The organism is Isoptericola sp. NPDC056605, assembly GCF_042792795.1.
Lineage (GTDB): Bacteria > Actinomycetota > Actinomycetes > Actinomycetales > Cellulomonadaceae > Isoptericola.
Map to the genome: position 1 here is coordinate 42692 of NZ_JBHTVT010000015.1, position 14466 is coordinate 57157.

Sequence of the window (14466 nt, forward strand, 5' to 3'; positions counted from 1 at the left end):
GGAGACGCATGAGGAAGCACATCGCCGCCGGGGTGGCGGCCCTGTCGATCGGCGCTGCCGTGACGGCGCTGGCGGGCTGCGGCACGACGGCGTCGGGGGACGACGGCGCGGAGGCCGGCACGACGACGCTCACGGTGTTCGCCGCCGCGTCGCTCAAGGGCTCGTTCGAGGACCTCGCCGAGCAGTTCGAGGCGGCCCACGAGGGCGTGGACGTGCAGCTGAGCTTCGCCGGGTCGTCGGACCTGGTGGCGCAGATCCAGCAGGGCGCGCCGGCTGACGTGTTCGCCTCGGCGGACACCGCGAACATGGACAAGCTGGTCGCCGACGACCTGGTCACGGACCCCCAGGACTTCGCCACCAACACGTTGGAGATCGCCGTCCCGCCGGGCAACCCGGCCGGTGTCGAGACGCTCGACGACCTGGCCGACCCCGCGGTGAAGCTGGTGCTCTGCGCGCCGGAGGTGCCGTGCGGGGCCGCCTCCGCGAAGGTCGCCGACGCCGCGGGGCTCGACCTGACGCCGGTGAGCGAGGAGCAGAGCGTCACCGACGTGCTCGGCAAGGTGACCGCGGGCGAGGCCGACGCCGGGCTGGTGTACGTCACGGACGTCGCCGCCGCGGGCGACGCCGTCGAGGGCATCGAGTTCACCGAGTCCACCAGCGCGGTGAACACCTACCCGATCGCGACGGTGGCCGACACCGACCACGCCGACCTCGCGCAGGAGTTCGTCGCCCTCGTGCTGTCCAACGATGGGCAGCAGACGCTGTCCGGCTTCGGCTTCGCGGCACCCTGACCGCCCCTCGCGGCCCTGACACCTCCGTGACACGCGCATGACCACGACCCGCACCGACCGCCGCCTCCGCCACAGCCCGGAGGCGGCCGTCGGCCTGCCGCGGTGGGCCTTCGTGCCCGCCGCGGTGGGCGGACTGTTCGTGCTGCTGCCGCTGGTCGCGATGGCCACGCGGGTCGACTGGTCGAGCTACTGGTCGCTGATCACCAGCGAGTCGGCGCGGGCCGCGCTGCTGCTGAGTCTCCAGACGTCGGCGGCCAGCACGGTGGTGTGCCTGGTGCTCGGCATCCCGATGGCGCTGGTGCTGGCGCGGTGCCGCTTCCCCGGGATCGACCTGCTGCGCTCGCTGGTGATGGTGCCGCTCGTGCTGCCGCCCGTGGTCGGCGGCATCGCGCTGCTCTACACGTTCGGCCGCCGCGGGCTGCTCGGGGAGACCCTCGAGGTCGCCGGCCTGCAGATCGCGTTCTCGACGACGGCGGTGGTGCTCGCCCAGACGTTCGTCGCGCTGCCGTTCCTCGTCACGAGCCTCGAGGGTGCGCTGCGCACGGCCGGCGCCCGCTACGAGGTGGTCGCGGCGTCGCTCGGCGCGCGTCCCACGACGGTGCTGCGGCGCGTGACGCTCCCCCTCGTGTGGCCGGGGCTGCTGTCGGGCGCGGTGCTGTCGTTCGCCCGCGCCCTCGGCGAGTTCGGCGCCACCATCACGTTCGCCGGCAGCCTCCAGGGCGTCACGCGCACCCTGCCGCTGGAGATCTACCTGCAGCGCGAGACCGACCCCGACGCCGCGGTGGCCCTCTCCCTGCTGCTCGTCGTCGTCGCCGTCCTCGTCATCGCCGCCACCAGGCAGGGTCAGCGGGACCGGAGCCCGCTGTGACGCTCACCTTCGCCGCCACGCTGCCGGCCCGCGGGTTCGACGTCGAGCTCGACGTCCCCGAGGGCCGCACCCTCGCGCTGCTCGGCCCCAACGGCGCGGGCAAGTCCACCGCGCTCGGCCTCGCGGCCGGGACCCTGCGGCCGCACGACGGCGAGATCGTGCTCGACGGGCGCCCCCTGGTGCGCGCCGAGGCCGGCCGCACGCGCACCTGGGTGCCGCCGCACGCCCGGCAGGTCGCGCTGCTCGCGCAGGAGGCCCTGCTGTTCCCGCACCTGACCGTGCGGCAGAACGTCGCGTTCGGCCCGCGCTCTCAGGGCGTGCGACGCCGGGACGCGGACGACGCCGCCGGGCGCTGGCTGGAGCAGATCGGGCTCGCGCACCTCGCCGACCGCCCGCCGTCGACCCTGTCCGGCGGACAGGCCCAACGCGTCGCCGTCGCGCGGGCGCTCGCGGCCGAGCCCCGGCTGCTGCTGCTCGACGAGCCGATGGCCGCGCTCGACGTCGACGTCACGCCCGCGCTGCGCCAGGCGCTCAAGCAGCTCCTCGCCGACCAGACCGCGATCATCACGACCCACGACGTCCTCGACGCCCTGCTGCTGGCCGACGAGGTCGCCGTCGTCGAGGGCGGGCGCGTCGTCGAGCGCGGCCCCACCGCCCAGGTGCTCAGCCGCCCGCGCAGCGCGTTCGCGGCGAAGATCGCGGGGCTCAACCTCCTGGCCGGGACGTGGACCGGCGACGGCGTCCGCACGCCCGCCGGGGAGATGGTGCACGGGCACGGCGATCCCGACGCCGCGGTCGGCGCGCCCATGACCGCCGTCTTCCGCCCCGCCGCGGTCGCCGTCTACCTCGACGAGCGGCACGGCTCCCCGCGCAACACCTTCCGAGGCACGGTGACCTCGCTGGAGCCGCGGGGCGACCTCGTGCGCGTGCGCACCGACCACCTCGCCGCCGACGTCACGCCGCAGGCCGCCGCCGAGCTGTCCCTCGTGCCCGGCGCGCGGGTGTGGCTGTCGGTCAAGGCGGCCGAGGTCGACGTCTACCCGGCGTGACCCTCAGACCGCGTCGTCGTGCGCGAGCTCCAGCCGGTAGCCGCGCTTGACGACGGTCTTGACCAGGTCGCGGCGGCCGGTGGCGTCGCGCAGGCGGGCGACGGCGACCTCGACGGCGTGCGGGTCGCGGGAGCTGCCGGGCAGCACGTCGAGCACCCGCTCGCGCCCCACGACGTCGCCGCCCGCGGAGGCGAGCAGCCGCAGCACCTCGACGCCGGTGGGCGACAGCGGCAGCACCTGCTGGTCCAGGACGGCGACGCGGGCCCGGATGACGAGCGGCCCCGCGACGGTGGCGAGGGCCACCGACTCCAGGTGCTCGTAGTGGCCGACGATCGACCGCACGAGGGCGCCGAGGCGGCCGCGCTCGGGCTGCAGGGTCGGGATGCCGCGCGACTCCAGCGGGCGCGCGGTGACGGGCCCGACCGCGGCGGCGACCATCGACCCGTCGGCGAAGCGCGCCACGACCGCGTCGCGCAGGCCCTGGCTCTCGACGGCGCGCAGCCACGCCTCGGCGCCGGGCGCGGACGTGAAGGCGACGGCGTCGATCTCCCCCGCCGCGGCGGCACGCACGGAGGCCTCGACGGCGGCCGGGTCGGGCGGCGGCCCCCACCGGTACACGACCAGCGCGGACACTCGCGCGCCCGCCTTCTCGAACACGACGTCCAGCCCGTCGGCGCCCGCCCCGTGGTGCTGGATGGCGACGTGCAGCCCGCTCACGCCCTCGCTGAGCAGCACCTCGGCGACCTCGGCCGACGTCTCCGACTCCGCGACCCAGTCGGCCTGCAGCCCCGCGGCCTGGATCGCGCCGCGCGCCTTGGGGCCGCGGGCGACGATCCGCGACCGGCCCAGGACGGCGAGCAGGTCGTCGGCGAGGCCGTGCGCGTCGGCGGCCTCGATCCACGCGCGGAACCCGACGCCGGTGGTCGCGACGACGACGTCCGGCGGGTCGGCGACGAGGGTGCGCGTCGCGGCGATCAGGGCGTCGTCGTCGACGTGCGGGATCATGCTCAGCGCCGGAGCGTGCCGGACGGAGGCGCCGCGGCGCTCCAGGGCGGCGGCCAGCTCGCCCGAGCGGCGGTCGGCCGTGACGAGCACCGTGCAGCCCGCCATCACCTGGCCCAGCGCCGGCCGGGGGCCCGGCGCGGTGTCAGCCACCGGCCTGCCCTGCGGCTCCTCCTGCGTCACGCACGACCTCCAGCAGCTCCTCGTGGGCCACGTCGCCGATCACGACCACGGCCGGCGCGCGGACCCCGACCTCCTCGGCACGCTTGGCGGCCAGGTCGAGGGCGACGCGCGTGACCCGCTGGTCGGGCAGCGAACCGCGTTCCACGATAGCGACGGGCGTTCCCGGCGCGGCGCCCGCGTCCAGCAGGCGGGCGACGATCCCCGGCAGCGCGGCCACGCCCATGAGCACGACCAGCGTCGCCGCCCGCGAGGTCACGCACGCCACGGAGACGTCGTCCAGCACGTCGCCGCCCGCCCCGCCGTCGCGGGTGTGGCCCGTGACGACGTGGAACGCCGTCGTCGTGCCCCGGTGCGTCAGCGGCACCCCGGCCAGCGCGGGCGCGGCGAGCGCGGACGAGACCCCGGGCACCACCTCGACCGGCACCCCGGCGGCGCGGCAGGCCGCGACCTCCTCCCCGCCGCGGCCGAAGACGAAGGGGTCGCCGCCCTTGAGGCGCACCACACGCTGGCCGGCGAGGGCGCGCGCCACGATCAGCGCGTCGATCTCCTCCTGCGGCAGCGTGTGCCGGCCCGGTGTCTTGCCGACATCGACGACCTCGACGCCGGGGCCCAGGTCGTCGAGCACCTCGCGCGGCACCAGGCGGTCCGTGACGACGACGTCGGCCGTCGTCAGCGCGCGCCACGCGCGGTAGGTGAGCAGGTCGGCGGCGCCCGGTCCGGCGCCGACCAGGGTGACGCGGCCGGGGGCCGCGCCGGACGTCGTCATCCGATTCCCACGTGCACGACGCCGCCGGACACGACGACCGGGTACGACGCGAGGTCACCTGCCAGCCCGCCGCGGGGCTCCTTGCCCGCCGCGTCGAGGCAGCGGCCCGTGTGCAGCTCGAAGACCTGCTTGTACACCGGCGACGCCACGGTGGGCGTGCCGCCGCGGGTCCCGACGATGCCGCGCGACATGACGTGGGCGCCCGAGTACGGGTCGAGCTGCTGCACGGCGCAGACCGTGCCGTCGAGCAGGCGGAACAGCGCGACCTGCAGCTCCTCGCCGTCGGAGCCGGTCACCAGGGCGGCGGCGCCGCGCTCGGGGGCGAGCGCGTCCAGCCGGCAGACGGCGGTCCAGCCGGGGCCGTCGACGAGGGTCGTGACGGTGCTCGTCTCGGTGGGGCTCGGGGTCAGGGCGGTCATGCGCGCACCTCCAGGGTGGGGCCGGCGACGAGGACGGGGCTGGTGAGGGCGGAGACGAGCTCGGGGTCGACAGGGCCGTCAGCGCCGGACGCGACCTCGTCCGCGGTGGCCGGACGCTTCTGCCCGCGCTCCGGCACGTACGCGAGCGTCGGGTCGGGCGTGGTCGGGGCGTTGACGAAGGAACCGAACCGGGCCAGCTTCTCGGGGTCCTCGAGCACGGCCTTCCACTCGTCCTCGTACCCCTCGACGTGCTGCGCCATGGCCGCGTCGAGGTCCGCGCCGATGCCGAGGGAGTCCTCGACGACGACCTGGCGGATCGCCTCGAGGCCGCCCTCGTACTCCTCCACCCAGGGGGCGGTGCGCTGGAGCCGGTCGGCGGTGCGGATGTACAGCATGAGGAAGCGGTCGATGGTGCGCAGCAGCTCGGCCGACGAGAGGTTCTCGGCGAAGAGCTGCGCGTGCCTGGGCGTCTGCCCGCCGTTGCCGCCCACGTAGACGTTCCAGCCCTGGTCGGTGGCGATCACGCCGACGTCCTTGCCGCGCGCCTCCGCGCACTCGCGGGCGCAGCCGGAGACGCCGAGCTTGAGCTTGTGCGGCGAGCGCAGGCCGCGGTACCGCAGCTCGAGCTCGACGGCCATGCCCACGGAGTCCTGCACGCCGTACCGGCACCAGGTCGACCCGACGCACGACTTCACCGTGCGCAGCGACTTCCCGTAGGCGTGCCCGGACTCGAACCCGGCGTCCACGAGCCGCCGCCAGATCTCCGGGAGCTGCTCGACGCGGGCGCCGAACATGTCGATCCGCTGCCCGCCGGTGATCTTCGTGTAGAGGCCGAAGTCCTTCGCGACCTGCCCGACGACGATCAGCCCCTCGGGCGTCACCTCGCCGCCCGGCATGCGCGGCACCACCGAGTACGTGCCGTCCTTCTGCATGTTGGCGAGCATGTGGTCGTTGGTGTCCTGCAGGGTCGCCTGCTCGCCCGCCAGGATGTGCCCGTTGCCGAGGCTGGCCAGGATGGACGCCACGGTGGGCTTGCAGATGTCGCAGCCGCGGGCGTCGGGCACCCGCCCGAAGCGGGCGATGATCTCGCTGAACGTGTGCAGGTCGGCCACGCGCACGGCGTCGAAGAGCTGGGCGCGGGAGAGCTCGAAGTGCTCGCACAGCGCGTTGCTCACCTCGACGCCGGCCTTGGCCAGCTCCGTCTTCGTCAGCTTGGTGACCAGCGGCAGGCAGGCGCCGCACGTGGTGCCGGCGCGGGTGCACGCCTTGACCCCCGCGACGTCGGTGCAGTCGTGCTCCGTCACGGCGCCGCGGATCGTGCCCGCCGAGACGTTGTTGCAGGAGCAGACGTTCGCGTCGTCGGGCAGCTCGAGGGTGGGCGCGCCGCCCGCACCCTCGGGCAGCAGGAACGCGCTCGGGTCGCCCGGCAGCTCGGCGCCGAGCATCGGCCGCAGCGAGGCGTACGGACCGGCGTCGCCGACGAAGACGCCGCCCAGCAGGGTGCGCGCGTCGTCGGCCATCACCAGCTTGCTGTAGACGCCCCGCAGCGGGTCGGCCCACACGATCTCGACCGACTTCTCGGTGCGGCCGTGCGCGTCGCCGAAGCTCGCGACGTCGACGCCCGACAGCTTGAGCTTGGTGGCCGTGTCCGCGCCGGGGAACGTCGCCTCGCCGCCGAGCAGCCGGTCGGCCACGACCTCCGCCATCGTGTTGCCGGGCGCCACCAGGCCGAGGCAGCGGCCCTCGATGCACGCGACCTCGCCGATCGCCCAGACGTGCTCGTCGGCGGTGCGGCAGGTGAGGTCGACGACGGCGCCGCCGCGACCGCCGACCTCCAGGCCGGCCGCGCGGGCGAGCTCGTCGCGGGGCCGCACCCCGGTGGCCATCACGACGACGTCCACGTCGAGCCGCCCGCCGTCCGCGAAGTCCATCCGGCCCACGTGCCCGGTGCGGCGGTGCGGGCGGATCGCCTTCGTCGCCGTGTCGGTGCGGACGGAGATGCCCTTGTCGTTGATGAGCCGCTTCAGCGCGTGCCCGCCGCCGAGGTCGATCTGCACGTCCATGAGGTGCGTGCCGAACTGGATGACCGTGGCCTGCGCGCCGAGCGCCTTGAGCGCGCCCGCCGCCTCCAGCCCGAGCAGGCCGCCGCCGACCACGGCGCCCCGCACCGGCCGCTCGACCACACCGCCCCGCGTCTCGACGCGCCCCGCCTCGCGCTTCGCCTCCACCCAGCCGCGCAGCGCGGCGACGTCGTCGATGGTGCGGTAGACGAAGACGCCGGGCAGGTCGTTGCCGTCGATGGGCGGCATCGCGGCGCTCGATCCCGTGGCGAGCACCAGCTCGTCGTAGGCGTGCACCCGGCCGAGGCGGTCCGTCACGGTGCGGGCCTCGCGGTCGATCGACGCGACCGCGCAGTCCCGGTGCAGGTCGACCAGAGGGTCGTCCCACAGCGCCGGGTCGCCGAGCGTCAGCTCCTCGGCGTCGCGCACCTCGAAGTAGCGGGTGAGGCCCACGCGGTCGTACGGCTTGCGCGGCTCCTCGGCGAAGACGGTCACGCGCCACGCGCCGGCCTCGTCACGGGCCCGGAGGGCCTCGACGAACCGCTGCGCGACCATGCCGCCGCCCACGACGACGACGTGCCGCCGGTCGACGCTGCCTGGGGTGGGGGGCTCGCTGCTCATGACCCGAACGTAGGGAGCCGCCGTGTCGCCGCCGTCAGGCCACGGTTACCTCACGGGAACATCTGCCTCACGCGCGAAACATCCCGCGCGAGAGGGTCGGGTGCTCACCATCCCGGGACGACCTCCAGCGGCCCCTCGTCCGGCGTCGGGACCTCGAAGCCGTCGTGGTACGCCGCCGCGACCTCCGGCGTGAGCACGACGTCGTGCGGGTGCGCGGCGGCCCGGGCGGCCACGCGGGCGAGGGCGACGTCGCGCGGCGTGTCGACGAGGACGACGAGCGTGCTCGCGCCGTGCGCCGCACCGAGGGCCCGGTACTCGTCGCGCGCGGAGCGCGACCAGAACGACGAGTCGACGACGACGTCGCGGCCCTCGTCGAGGAGCGTCGCGACCCGGCACCGCAGGGCGTCCGCCACCCGGCGGGCGTCGTCGTCGGGCAGCGGGTGCACGGCGGGGTGCCCGGCCGCCCACGCGATCTCGTCGACCGCCGCGACCGCGTAGCCGTCGGCCGCGAACCGGCGGGCGTGCGTGGACTTGCCCGCGCCGGCGGGCCCGCACAGCAGGACGAGGTGCGACACGGTCGTGACGCTACCCTCGCTGACCATGCCGACGACGATGCCGACGACGACGCCGCAGCTCGACCCGCGCACCACGACGAACCCGTTGGTCCGCGCCGTCGGGGGATGGCTCGGCCGGGTCAACGACCGGCACCCGTGGAACCACAACGACCACTTCCACGGCTGGATCCTGCGACGGCTGCCGCGCCGGAGGCACCGCGCGCTCGACGTCGGGTGCGGCCTCGGCGCCCTCGTCGGCCGCCTGCGGGCCTCGGGGGCCACGGTGGTGGGCCTCGACGTGGACGGGCCCATGGTCGAGGCCACCCGCGCCCGGTTCGCGGGCGACCCCGGCACCAGCGTGCGGCACGGGCGGTTCGCGGACGTCCCCGCCGACGGCTCGTTCGACGTCGTGACCATGGTCGCCTCCCTGCACCACATGGACCTCGAGCCCGCGCTGCGGCACGCCGCCGGGGTGCTCGCGCCCGGCGGCCGGCTGCTGGTGGTCGGGCTGGCGCGGATCGGCGCACCGCGTGACCTGGCCGTCGACCTGGTCTCGTCGTTCGCCAACCCGGTCGTCGGGCTGGTCAAGAACGCGCGACCGGCCCGCGACGTCCGATCCCCTGTCGACGACGGCCCGCCCGCGCCGGTGCGCGACGCGCGCGAGACGTACGGCGAGGTCCGCGAGACCGCGCGCCGCGTGCTGCCGGGCGCCCGGTTCCGGCGGCGGCTGTTCTTCCGCTACACGCTCGAGTGGACCTCCCCGACCGCCTGATCCTCCGTCTCCGGCCCCGCCGGTCGCGCCCGGGCCAGCCACTCCACCAGCCCGCACACGGCCTCGGTGCAGCTGCCGCAGCCGGTGGTGGCGCGGGTGGCGCGCGCGACGTCGTCCTGGGTCGACGCGCCGCCGGCCACGCAGGCGGCGATGTCGTGCTTCGTGACGCCGTTGCAGCGGCACACGGTGGCGTCGTCGGGCATGTGCTCCGGGCTGGTCGCCGGCTCGGCGGCGGGCATGACCGGTGTGAGCAGCAGGAACGCCGGGTCGGCGGGCACGGGGGTGCGGCGGGTGTAGGCGGCGGTGAGGTCGGCCGCCACGCGGGCGTCGCCCACGCACGTCGCGCCGACCAGGACGCCGTCCGCCACCACGGCCTCGACGTAGCGGCCCGCGGCGGGGTCGGCGAGGCGCACGGCCCGCTCCCCCGGGGCCGCGACGCGCCCGGAGCCGCAGCGGCCCATCGCGACCACGCTGAGCGGCCCGGCCTTGACCTTGACGACGTCGGTGCCCCGGGCGTCGACGCCGCCGGCACGCGCCCCGGGGGCCCGCGACGACAGCAGCGTGCCGAGGCGCACCGCCATCGACGGCCCCGCGCCGTCGCCGGGCAGGCGCAGGTGCTCGCGCGGCCCGGCGGGCACCGCCGCGGCGGGGCGCGGTCGTGCCGCGAGCGCCACGAGGTGCTCGGCGAGCCGCCGCGCCTGGTCCCAGCCCTCCGCGACGAGCCCGCGCGACCCCTCCGGCGGCTGCGCGCAGTCGCCGACCGCGAAGACCCGGGGGTCGGTGACGGTCGCCAGGTCGGGGCCCACGACGACGCCCCGCTCGACGGCGAGCCCGGACCGCCGCGCCAGCGCCGTCTCCGGCGCGGTGCCGCACGCCAGCACGACCAGGCCCGCGCCGAGCGTCTCCCCCGGCTCGGTGGTCGCGCCGTCGAGCCGCACCCCGACCGCCCGGCCCCCGACGACGAGCACCTCCTGCGGCCGCACCCCCGTGCGCACCGCCACGCCCGCCGCCTCCAGGCCCCCGCGCAGCACGGCGCCCGCCTGGTCGTCGAGCTGCCGGTCCATCGGGGCGCCCGCGCCGTGCACGAGGGTCGTGGGCAGCCCGCGCCCGGCCAGACCGAGCGCCACCTCCACGCCCAGCACGCCGCCGCCGACGACCACCGCGCGCGGGGTGTTCACGGTGGCGGCGACCACCTCGCGGGCGTCGTCGAGCGTGCGCAGCGCGTGCACCCCGGCGGGCAGGGCCGTGGCGTCCGTGCCGAGGCCGGGCACGTCGGGCAGGCGTGCGGCCGCGCCGGTGGCGAGGACCAGGTGGTCGTAGGGGTGGCGGGTGCCGTCGTCGGCCAGGACGACGCGGGCGACCCGGTCGACGGTCACCGCGGTGGTGCCGCGCAGCACCCGGGTGCGGCCGTCGTCGACCAGGGGCATGCCGATCGCCGCCACGTCCGTGCGCCCGGCGACGACGTCGGACAGCAGCACCCGGTTGTACGGCTCGTACGGTTCGGCGCCGAGCACGGTGACGTCGAGCGCGCCGTCGGCGTCGCGCCGGGACAGCTCGTCGGCGAGGCGCGCGCCCACCATGCCGTGGCCGACGACGACCACCCGGTGCGGCACGCGCAGGCCCTGCTGCGGGTCCTGCTGCGGATCGCTCATGCGGGGACCTCCACGGTCTCGACGTGCTGGGCCTCCACGGCCGGGGCGGGCACGGCCGGTGTCACCGACACCGCGCAGACCTTGAACTCCGGCATCGCGGAGACCGGGTCGACGGCGTCGCTCGTGAGGCGGTTGACGCTGCCCGCGCCGCTCCAGTGGAAGGGCATGAAGACGGTGTCCGGGCGGACGGCGTCGGTCCAGCGGGCGGTCGCCTCGACGACGCCGCGGGCCGAGACGAGCCGCGCCCGGCCGCCGTCCGGCACCCCGACCCGCAGCCCGAGCAGCGGGTGCAGCTCGACGTACGGCTCCGGCACCAGCCGCTCCAGCTCGGGCACGCGGTGCGTCTGCGCGCCCGACTGGTAGTGCTGCAGCACGCGCCCGGTGACGAGGTACGTCGGCGCGTCGGGGCGCACGTCGTCCGACGGCCCGGCATGGTCGACCGCGACCATCCGGGCGCGACCGTCCGGCGTCGCGAACCGGTCGAGGAACACGCGCGGCGTCCCGGGGTGCTCCCCCGAGTTGTCAGGATGCGCGGCGGGTATGCCCCGCGCTGGTCCTGACAGCGCGGGGGTGGCAGCCGGGCACGGCCAGTACAGTCCCGGGCCGCCGGCGGCGTCGTGCGCGTCGAGCCGGGCGTGGCTGAGCCCGGAGTAGTCCGCGACGCCGCCGGCCGACGCGCGCGCCAGCTCGTCGAACACGACGGCGGGGTCGGTCGGGAAGGCGACGTCGGAGCCCAGGCGGCGCGCGAGCTCCGCGAGGATCCACAGCTCCGAGCGCGCGTCGCCCGGGGCGTCGGTGGCGCGGCGGCGACGGATCACGCGGCCCTCGAGGTTCGTCATCGTGCCCTCCTCCTCCGCCCACTGGGTGGTGGGCAGGACGACGTCGGCGAGCAGCGCGGTCTCGGACGGTACGACGTCGCACACCACGAGCAGATCGAGGGCGGCGAGGCGCTCGCGCACGCGGTCGGCGTTCGGCGCGGACACGACGACGTTCGAGCCGTGCACCAGCAGCGCGCGCGGCCCTCCGGGCGTCCCGAGCGAGGTGAGCAGCTCCACGGCGGGCACGCCCGGCCCGGGCAGCGACCCCGGGTCCACGCCCCACACCCCGGCGACGTGCGCGCGGGCGGCCGGGTCGTCGATCCTGCGGTAGCCGGGCAGCTGGTCGCACTTCTGCCCGTGCTCCCGCCCGCCCTGGCCGTTGCCCTGCCCGGTGAGGCACCCGTACCCCGACCCCACGCGCCCGGGGAGCCCGAGGGCCAGCGCCAGGGAGATCGCCGCCGTCACGGTCGCGGTGCCCTGCGCCGACTGCTCGACGCCGCGCCCCGTGAGCACGTAGGCGCCCCGCCCGCCGCGCGACGGCGACGCCGCGGCCAGCAGCCGCGCCACCCGGCGCAGCTCCTCGGCGGGGACGCCGCACACCGTCTCCGCCCGCTCGGGCCACCAGGCGGCGGCCGACCGCGCGACGTCGTCGAACCCCGTGGTGCGCTCCTCCACGTACGCGCGGTCCACGAGCCGCTCGGCCACCAGCACGTGCACCAGCGCCAGCAGCACCACGAGGTCGGTGCCGGGCACAGGCTGCAGGTGCACCCCCTCGCCGGGACCGGCGAGGCGGGCGGTGGCCGACCGGCGCGGGTCGACGACGACGAGCCCGCCCGCGGCGCGCGCGCCGGCGAGGTGCTGCACGAACGGCGGCATCGTCTCGGCCACGTTCGAGCCGAGCAGCAGGATCGCGTCGGCCCCCGCCAGGTCGGTCACCGGGAACGGCAGCCCGCGGTCCAGGCCGAAGGCCCGGTTCCCCGCGGCGGCGGCCGACGACATGCAGAACCGGCCGTTGTAGTCGATGAACGGCGTGCGCAGCACGGTGCGGGCGAACTTGCCGAGGGCGTACGCCTTCTCGTTCGTCAGCCCGCCGCCGCCGAACACGGCCACGGCGGCAGGGCCGTGCTCCGCCGCCAGCGCGGAGAGCCGCCCTGCCACGAGGTCGAGCGCGTCGTCCCACGACGCCGGAGCCAGCGCGCCGTCCGCCCCGCGCACGAGCGGCGTCGTGAGCCGGTCGGTCGCGCGCAGCACGGTCGCGCTGGTCCACCCCTTCTGGCACAGCCCGCCGCCGTTCGTGGGGAACTGCCGGGGCGCCACCGACACGGGCAGCGCCGCCCGGCCCGCCGACGCCGGGCCGGCGGGGCCGGCGGGCGTGAGGTCCATGCCGCACTGCAGCGCGCAGTACGGGCAGTGGGTGGCGACCGCGGCCCCCGCCGTCGTCATACGCGCGCCGCCCGCATCGCGGTGCCGCGGCGCGCGTACACCGCCCAGGTGACGACGGCCATCACGGCGTACGCGCCGACGAACACCCACAGCGCGGCGACCAGCGAGCCCGTCAGCGACGTCGACATCGCGAACCCGCGGGGCACGAAGAACCCGCCGAGCGCTCCGACGGCCCCGGCGATGCCGATGCAGCCGGCCGCCGCTCGGGCCGTCGCCGACGCCTCCCGCCCCGCCCCGGCGACCCGGAAGGCCGCCGGGATCATCCGGTACACGGACCCGTTGCCGACGCCGGTCGCGACGAACAGCACGAGGAACGACGCGAAGAAGAGCCCGAACCGGTGGCTCCCCAGCGCGGAGATGGCGCCGAGCGCCCCGACGATCATCACGGCGTAGCAGCACACCGTGACCACGGCGCCGCCGACGCGGTCGGCGAGGATGCCGCCCAGCGGGCGGGCCACCGACCCCACGAGCGCGCCCAGGAAGGCGAGCGACAGGCTCACCTCCGGGAACTGCCCCGCCAGGAGCGTCGGGAAAGCACCCGAGAAGCCGATGAACGACCCGAACGTGCCGATGTAGAGGAACGAGATGACCCACGTGTGCGGCTGGCGGACGGCCACCGCGAACGAGCGCGGGTCGGCCTTCGCCGCCGCGAGGTTGTCCATGAACCGCCAGGCGAGGAACGCCGCCAGCACGATGAACGGGACGAACACGAGGCTCGCCCGCTCCAGCGCCACGCCCGCGCCGGTCACGATCACCAGCGGCACGACGAGCTGCACGACGGCGGTGCCCAGGTTCCCGCCCGCGGCGTTCCAGCCGAGGGCCGCGCCCTTCTCCTTCTCCGGGAAGAAGAAGGAGATGTTCGCCATCGACGACGCGAAGTTGCCGCCGCCGAAGCCCGCGAGCGCCGCGACGGCGAGCAGCACGCCGAACGACGTCTCCGGCCGCTGCACGACGACCGCCAGCGCCGTCGTGGGGATCAGCAGCAGCGACGCCGACACGACCGTCCACGTCCGTCCGCCGAACACCGGCACCGCGAGGGTGTAGGGGATGCGGAGCGTGGCGCCCACGAGCGAGGGCACCGCGATAAGCCAGAACATCTGGTCGGTGGTGAGCGTGAACCCGGCGGCGGGCAGCTGCGGCACGACGATCGACCAGAGCGCCCACACGCAGAACCCGAGGAACTCGGCGAACACCGAGAGCACCAGGTTGCGGCGCGCGACGCGGCGGCCTCCGCCGGCCCAGAATGCCGGGTCCTCGGGGCGCCAGTCGTCGATCCAGCGGCCCGGGCGGGTGTGCGCGCCGGGGGCCGGGGGCGCGGCGTCCGTGGTGGGAACGGCCGTGGTCGGAGCAGCCATCGCGTGTCCTCCTGAGCGCGGGCCCGACGACGCGGGCGGTGGGTAGGTGCCGCCGGCGCGTCGTCGGGCCGGTGGTCCGACGCTAGGAAGACGGTGTTTCGATGCCTGACGCC

At 76.2% G+C, this 14466-nt stretch carries 12 protein-coding genes; 4 read left to right on the plus strand and 8 right to left on the minus strand.

Going from position 1 to position 14466, the window contains the following annotated elements:
• Positions 1 to 8: 8 nt before the first annotated feature.
• From modA to ACFQ8Y_RS15510, 3 genes are read left to right on the plus strand one after another with little or no spacing between them, the layout of a single operon-like run.
• Entirely contained in the window at positions 9 to 791 is a 783-nt protein-coding gene (gene modA / locus ACFQ8Y_RS15500) for a molybdate ABC transporter substrate-binding protein (protein ID WP_430586063.1), read from the plus strand.
• 37 nt (positions 792 to 828) lie between these two features.
• Positions 829 to 1659, plus strand: coding sequence for an ABC transporter permease (locus tag ACFQ8Y_RS15505; protein ID WP_430586064.1), 831 nt, complete (start codon positions 829 to 831; stop codon positions 1657 to 1659).
• Positions 1656 to 2708, plus strand: coding sequence for a sulfate/molybdate ABC transporter ATP-binding protein (locus ACFQ8Y_RS15510; protein ID WP_430586065.1), 1053 nt, complete (start codon positions 1656 to 1658; stop codon positions 2706 to 2708). The genes ACFQ8Y_RS15505 and ACFQ8Y_RS15510 overlap by 4 nt, the downstream gene beginning before the upstream one ends.
• A 3-nt stretch (positions 2709 to 2711) precedes the next feature.
• On the opposite strand, the gene ACFQ8Y_RS15515 is transcribed toward ACFQ8Y_RS15510, so the two are convergent.
• The 5 genes from ACFQ8Y_RS15515 to ACFQ8Y_RS15535 all read right to left on the minus strand — a co-directional run bounded on the left by ACFQ8Y_RS15515 (position 2712) and on the right by ACFQ8Y_RS15535 (position 8361).
• Positions 2712 to 3818, minus strand: coding sequence for a uroporphyrinogen-III synthase (locus tag ACFQ8Y_RS15515; protein ID WP_430586092.1), 1107 nt, complete (start codon positions 3816 to 3818; stop codon positions 2712 to 2714).
• Between the two features lie 37 nt (positions 3819 to 3855).
• Positions 3856 to 4659: a uroporphyrinogen-III C-methyltransferase gene (gene cobA, locus ACFQ8Y_RS15520; protein WP_430586066.1), complete on the minus strand. Its 804-nt coding sequence runs from the start codon at positions 4657 to 4659 to the stop codon at positions 3856 to 3858.
• On the minus strand, positions 4656 to 5078 hold the full coding sequence (nirD, locus tag ACFQ8Y_RS15525) for a nitrite reductase small subunit NirD (RefSeq protein WP_430552069.1): 423 nt from the start codon (positions 5076 to 5078) through the stop codon (positions 4656 to 4658). Before nirD ends, cobA begins: the two co-directional genes overlap by 4 nt.
• Positions 5075 to 7759 carry a nitrite reductase large subunit NirB gene (gene nirB, locus ACFQ8Y_RS15530; protein WP_430552068.1) on the minus strand — a complete coding sequence of 895 codons (2685 nt, stop codon included), beginning with the start codon at positions 7757 to 7759 and terminating at the stop codon, positions 5075 to 5077. Before nirB ends, nirD begins: the two co-directional genes overlap by 4 nt.
• A 104-nt stretch (positions 7760 to 7863) precedes the next feature.
• Complete coding sequence (locus tag ACFQ8Y_RS15535; protein ID WP_430586067.1) at positions 7864 to 8361, minus strand: AAA family ATPase; 498 nt, start codon at positions 8359 to 8361, stop codon at positions 7864 to 7866.
• On the opposite strand from ACFQ8Y_RS15535, the gene ACFQ8Y_RS15540 reads away from it, so the two are divergent.
• Entirely contained in the window at positions 8360 to 9085 is a 726-nt protein-coding gene (locus ACFQ8Y_RS15540) for a class I SAM-dependent methyltransferase (protein WP_430586068.1), read from the plus strand. The two genes, ACFQ8Y_RS15535 and ACFQ8Y_RS15540, sit on opposite strands and share 2 nt — an antisense overlap.
• Here the strand turns inward: ACFQ8Y_RS15540 and ACFQ8Y_RS15545 are convergent.
• Genes ACFQ8Y_RS15545 through ACFQ8Y_RS15555 form a run of 3 tightly spaced genes read right to left on the minus strand, consistent with a single transcriptional unit; the run spans position 9052 to position 14353 of the window.
• Positions 9052 to 10737 carry an FAD-dependent oxidoreductase gene (locus tag ACFQ8Y_RS15545; protein WP_430586069.1) on the minus strand — a complete coding sequence of 562 codons (1686 nt, stop codon included), beginning with the start codon at positions 10735 to 10737 and terminating at the stop codon, positions 9052 to 9054. The two genes, ACFQ8Y_RS15540 and ACFQ8Y_RS15545, sit on opposite strands and share 34 nt — an antisense overlap.
• Positions 10734 to 12998: a molybdopterin oxidoreductase family protein gene (locus tag ACFQ8Y_RS15550; RefSeq protein WP_430586070.1), complete on the minus strand. Its 2265-nt coding sequence runs from the start codon at positions 12996 to 12998 to the stop codon at positions 10734 to 10736. Before ACFQ8Y_RS15550 ends, ACFQ8Y_RS15545 begins: the two co-directional genes overlap by 4 nt.
• Entirely contained in the window at positions 12995 to 14353 is a 1359-nt protein-coding gene (locus ACFQ8Y_RS15555; protein ID WP_430552063.1) for an MFS transporter, read from the minus strand. The genes ACFQ8Y_RS15550 and ACFQ8Y_RS15555 overlap by 4 nt, the downstream gene beginning before the upstream one ends.
• Positions 14354 to 14466 lie beyond the last annotated feature (113 nt).

Excerpts from the sequence above, each read along its gene's own strand:
- ACFQ8Y_RS15505 (WP_430586064.1), top strand. The coding sequence starts at position 829 with ATGACCACGACCCGCACCGACCGCCGCCTCCGCCACAGCCCGGAGGCG.
- modA (WP_430586063.1), top strand. The coding sequence starts at position 9 with ATGAGGAAGCACATCGCCGCCGGGGTGGCGGCCCTGTCGATCGGCGCT.
- nirD (WP_430552069.1), bottom strand. The coding sequence starts at position 5,078 with ATGACCGCCCTGACCCCGAGCCCCACCGAGACGAGCACCGTCACGACC.
- ACFQ8Y_RS15535 (WP_430586067.1), bottom strand. The coding sequence starts at position 8,361 with ATGGTCAGCGAGGGTAGCGTCACGACCGTGTCGCACCTCGTCCTGCTG.
- ACFQ8Y_RS15515 (WP_430586092.1), bottom strand. The coding sequence starts at position 3,818 with ATGGCGGGCTGCACGGTGCTCGTCACGGCCGACCGCCGCTCGGGCGAG.
- nirB (WP_430552068.1), bottom strand. The coding sequence starts at position 7,759 with ATGAGCAGCGAGCCCCCCACCCCAGGCAGCGTCGACCGGCGGCACGTC.
- cobA (WP_430586066.1), bottom strand. The coding sequence starts at position 4,659 with ATGACGACGTCCGGCGCGGCCCCCGGCCGCGTCACCCTGGTCGGCGCC.
- ACFQ8Y_RS15550 (WP_430586070.1), bottom strand. The coding sequence starts at position 12,998 with ATGACGACGGCGGGGGCCGCGGTCGCCACCCACTGCCCGTACTGCGCG.
- ACFQ8Y_RS15540 (WP_430586068.1), top strand. The coding sequence starts at position 8,360 with ATGCCGACGACGATGCCGACGACGACGCCGCAGCTCGACCCGCGCACC.
- ACFQ8Y_RS15555 (WP_430552063.1), bottom strand. The coding sequence starts at position 14,353 with ATGGCTGCTCCGACCACGGCCGTTCCCACCACGGACGCCGCGCCCCCG.
- ACFQ8Y_RS15545 (WP_430586069.1), bottom strand. The coding sequence starts at position 10,737 with ATGAGCGATCCGCAGCAGGACCCGCAGCAGGGCCTGCGCGTGCCGCAC.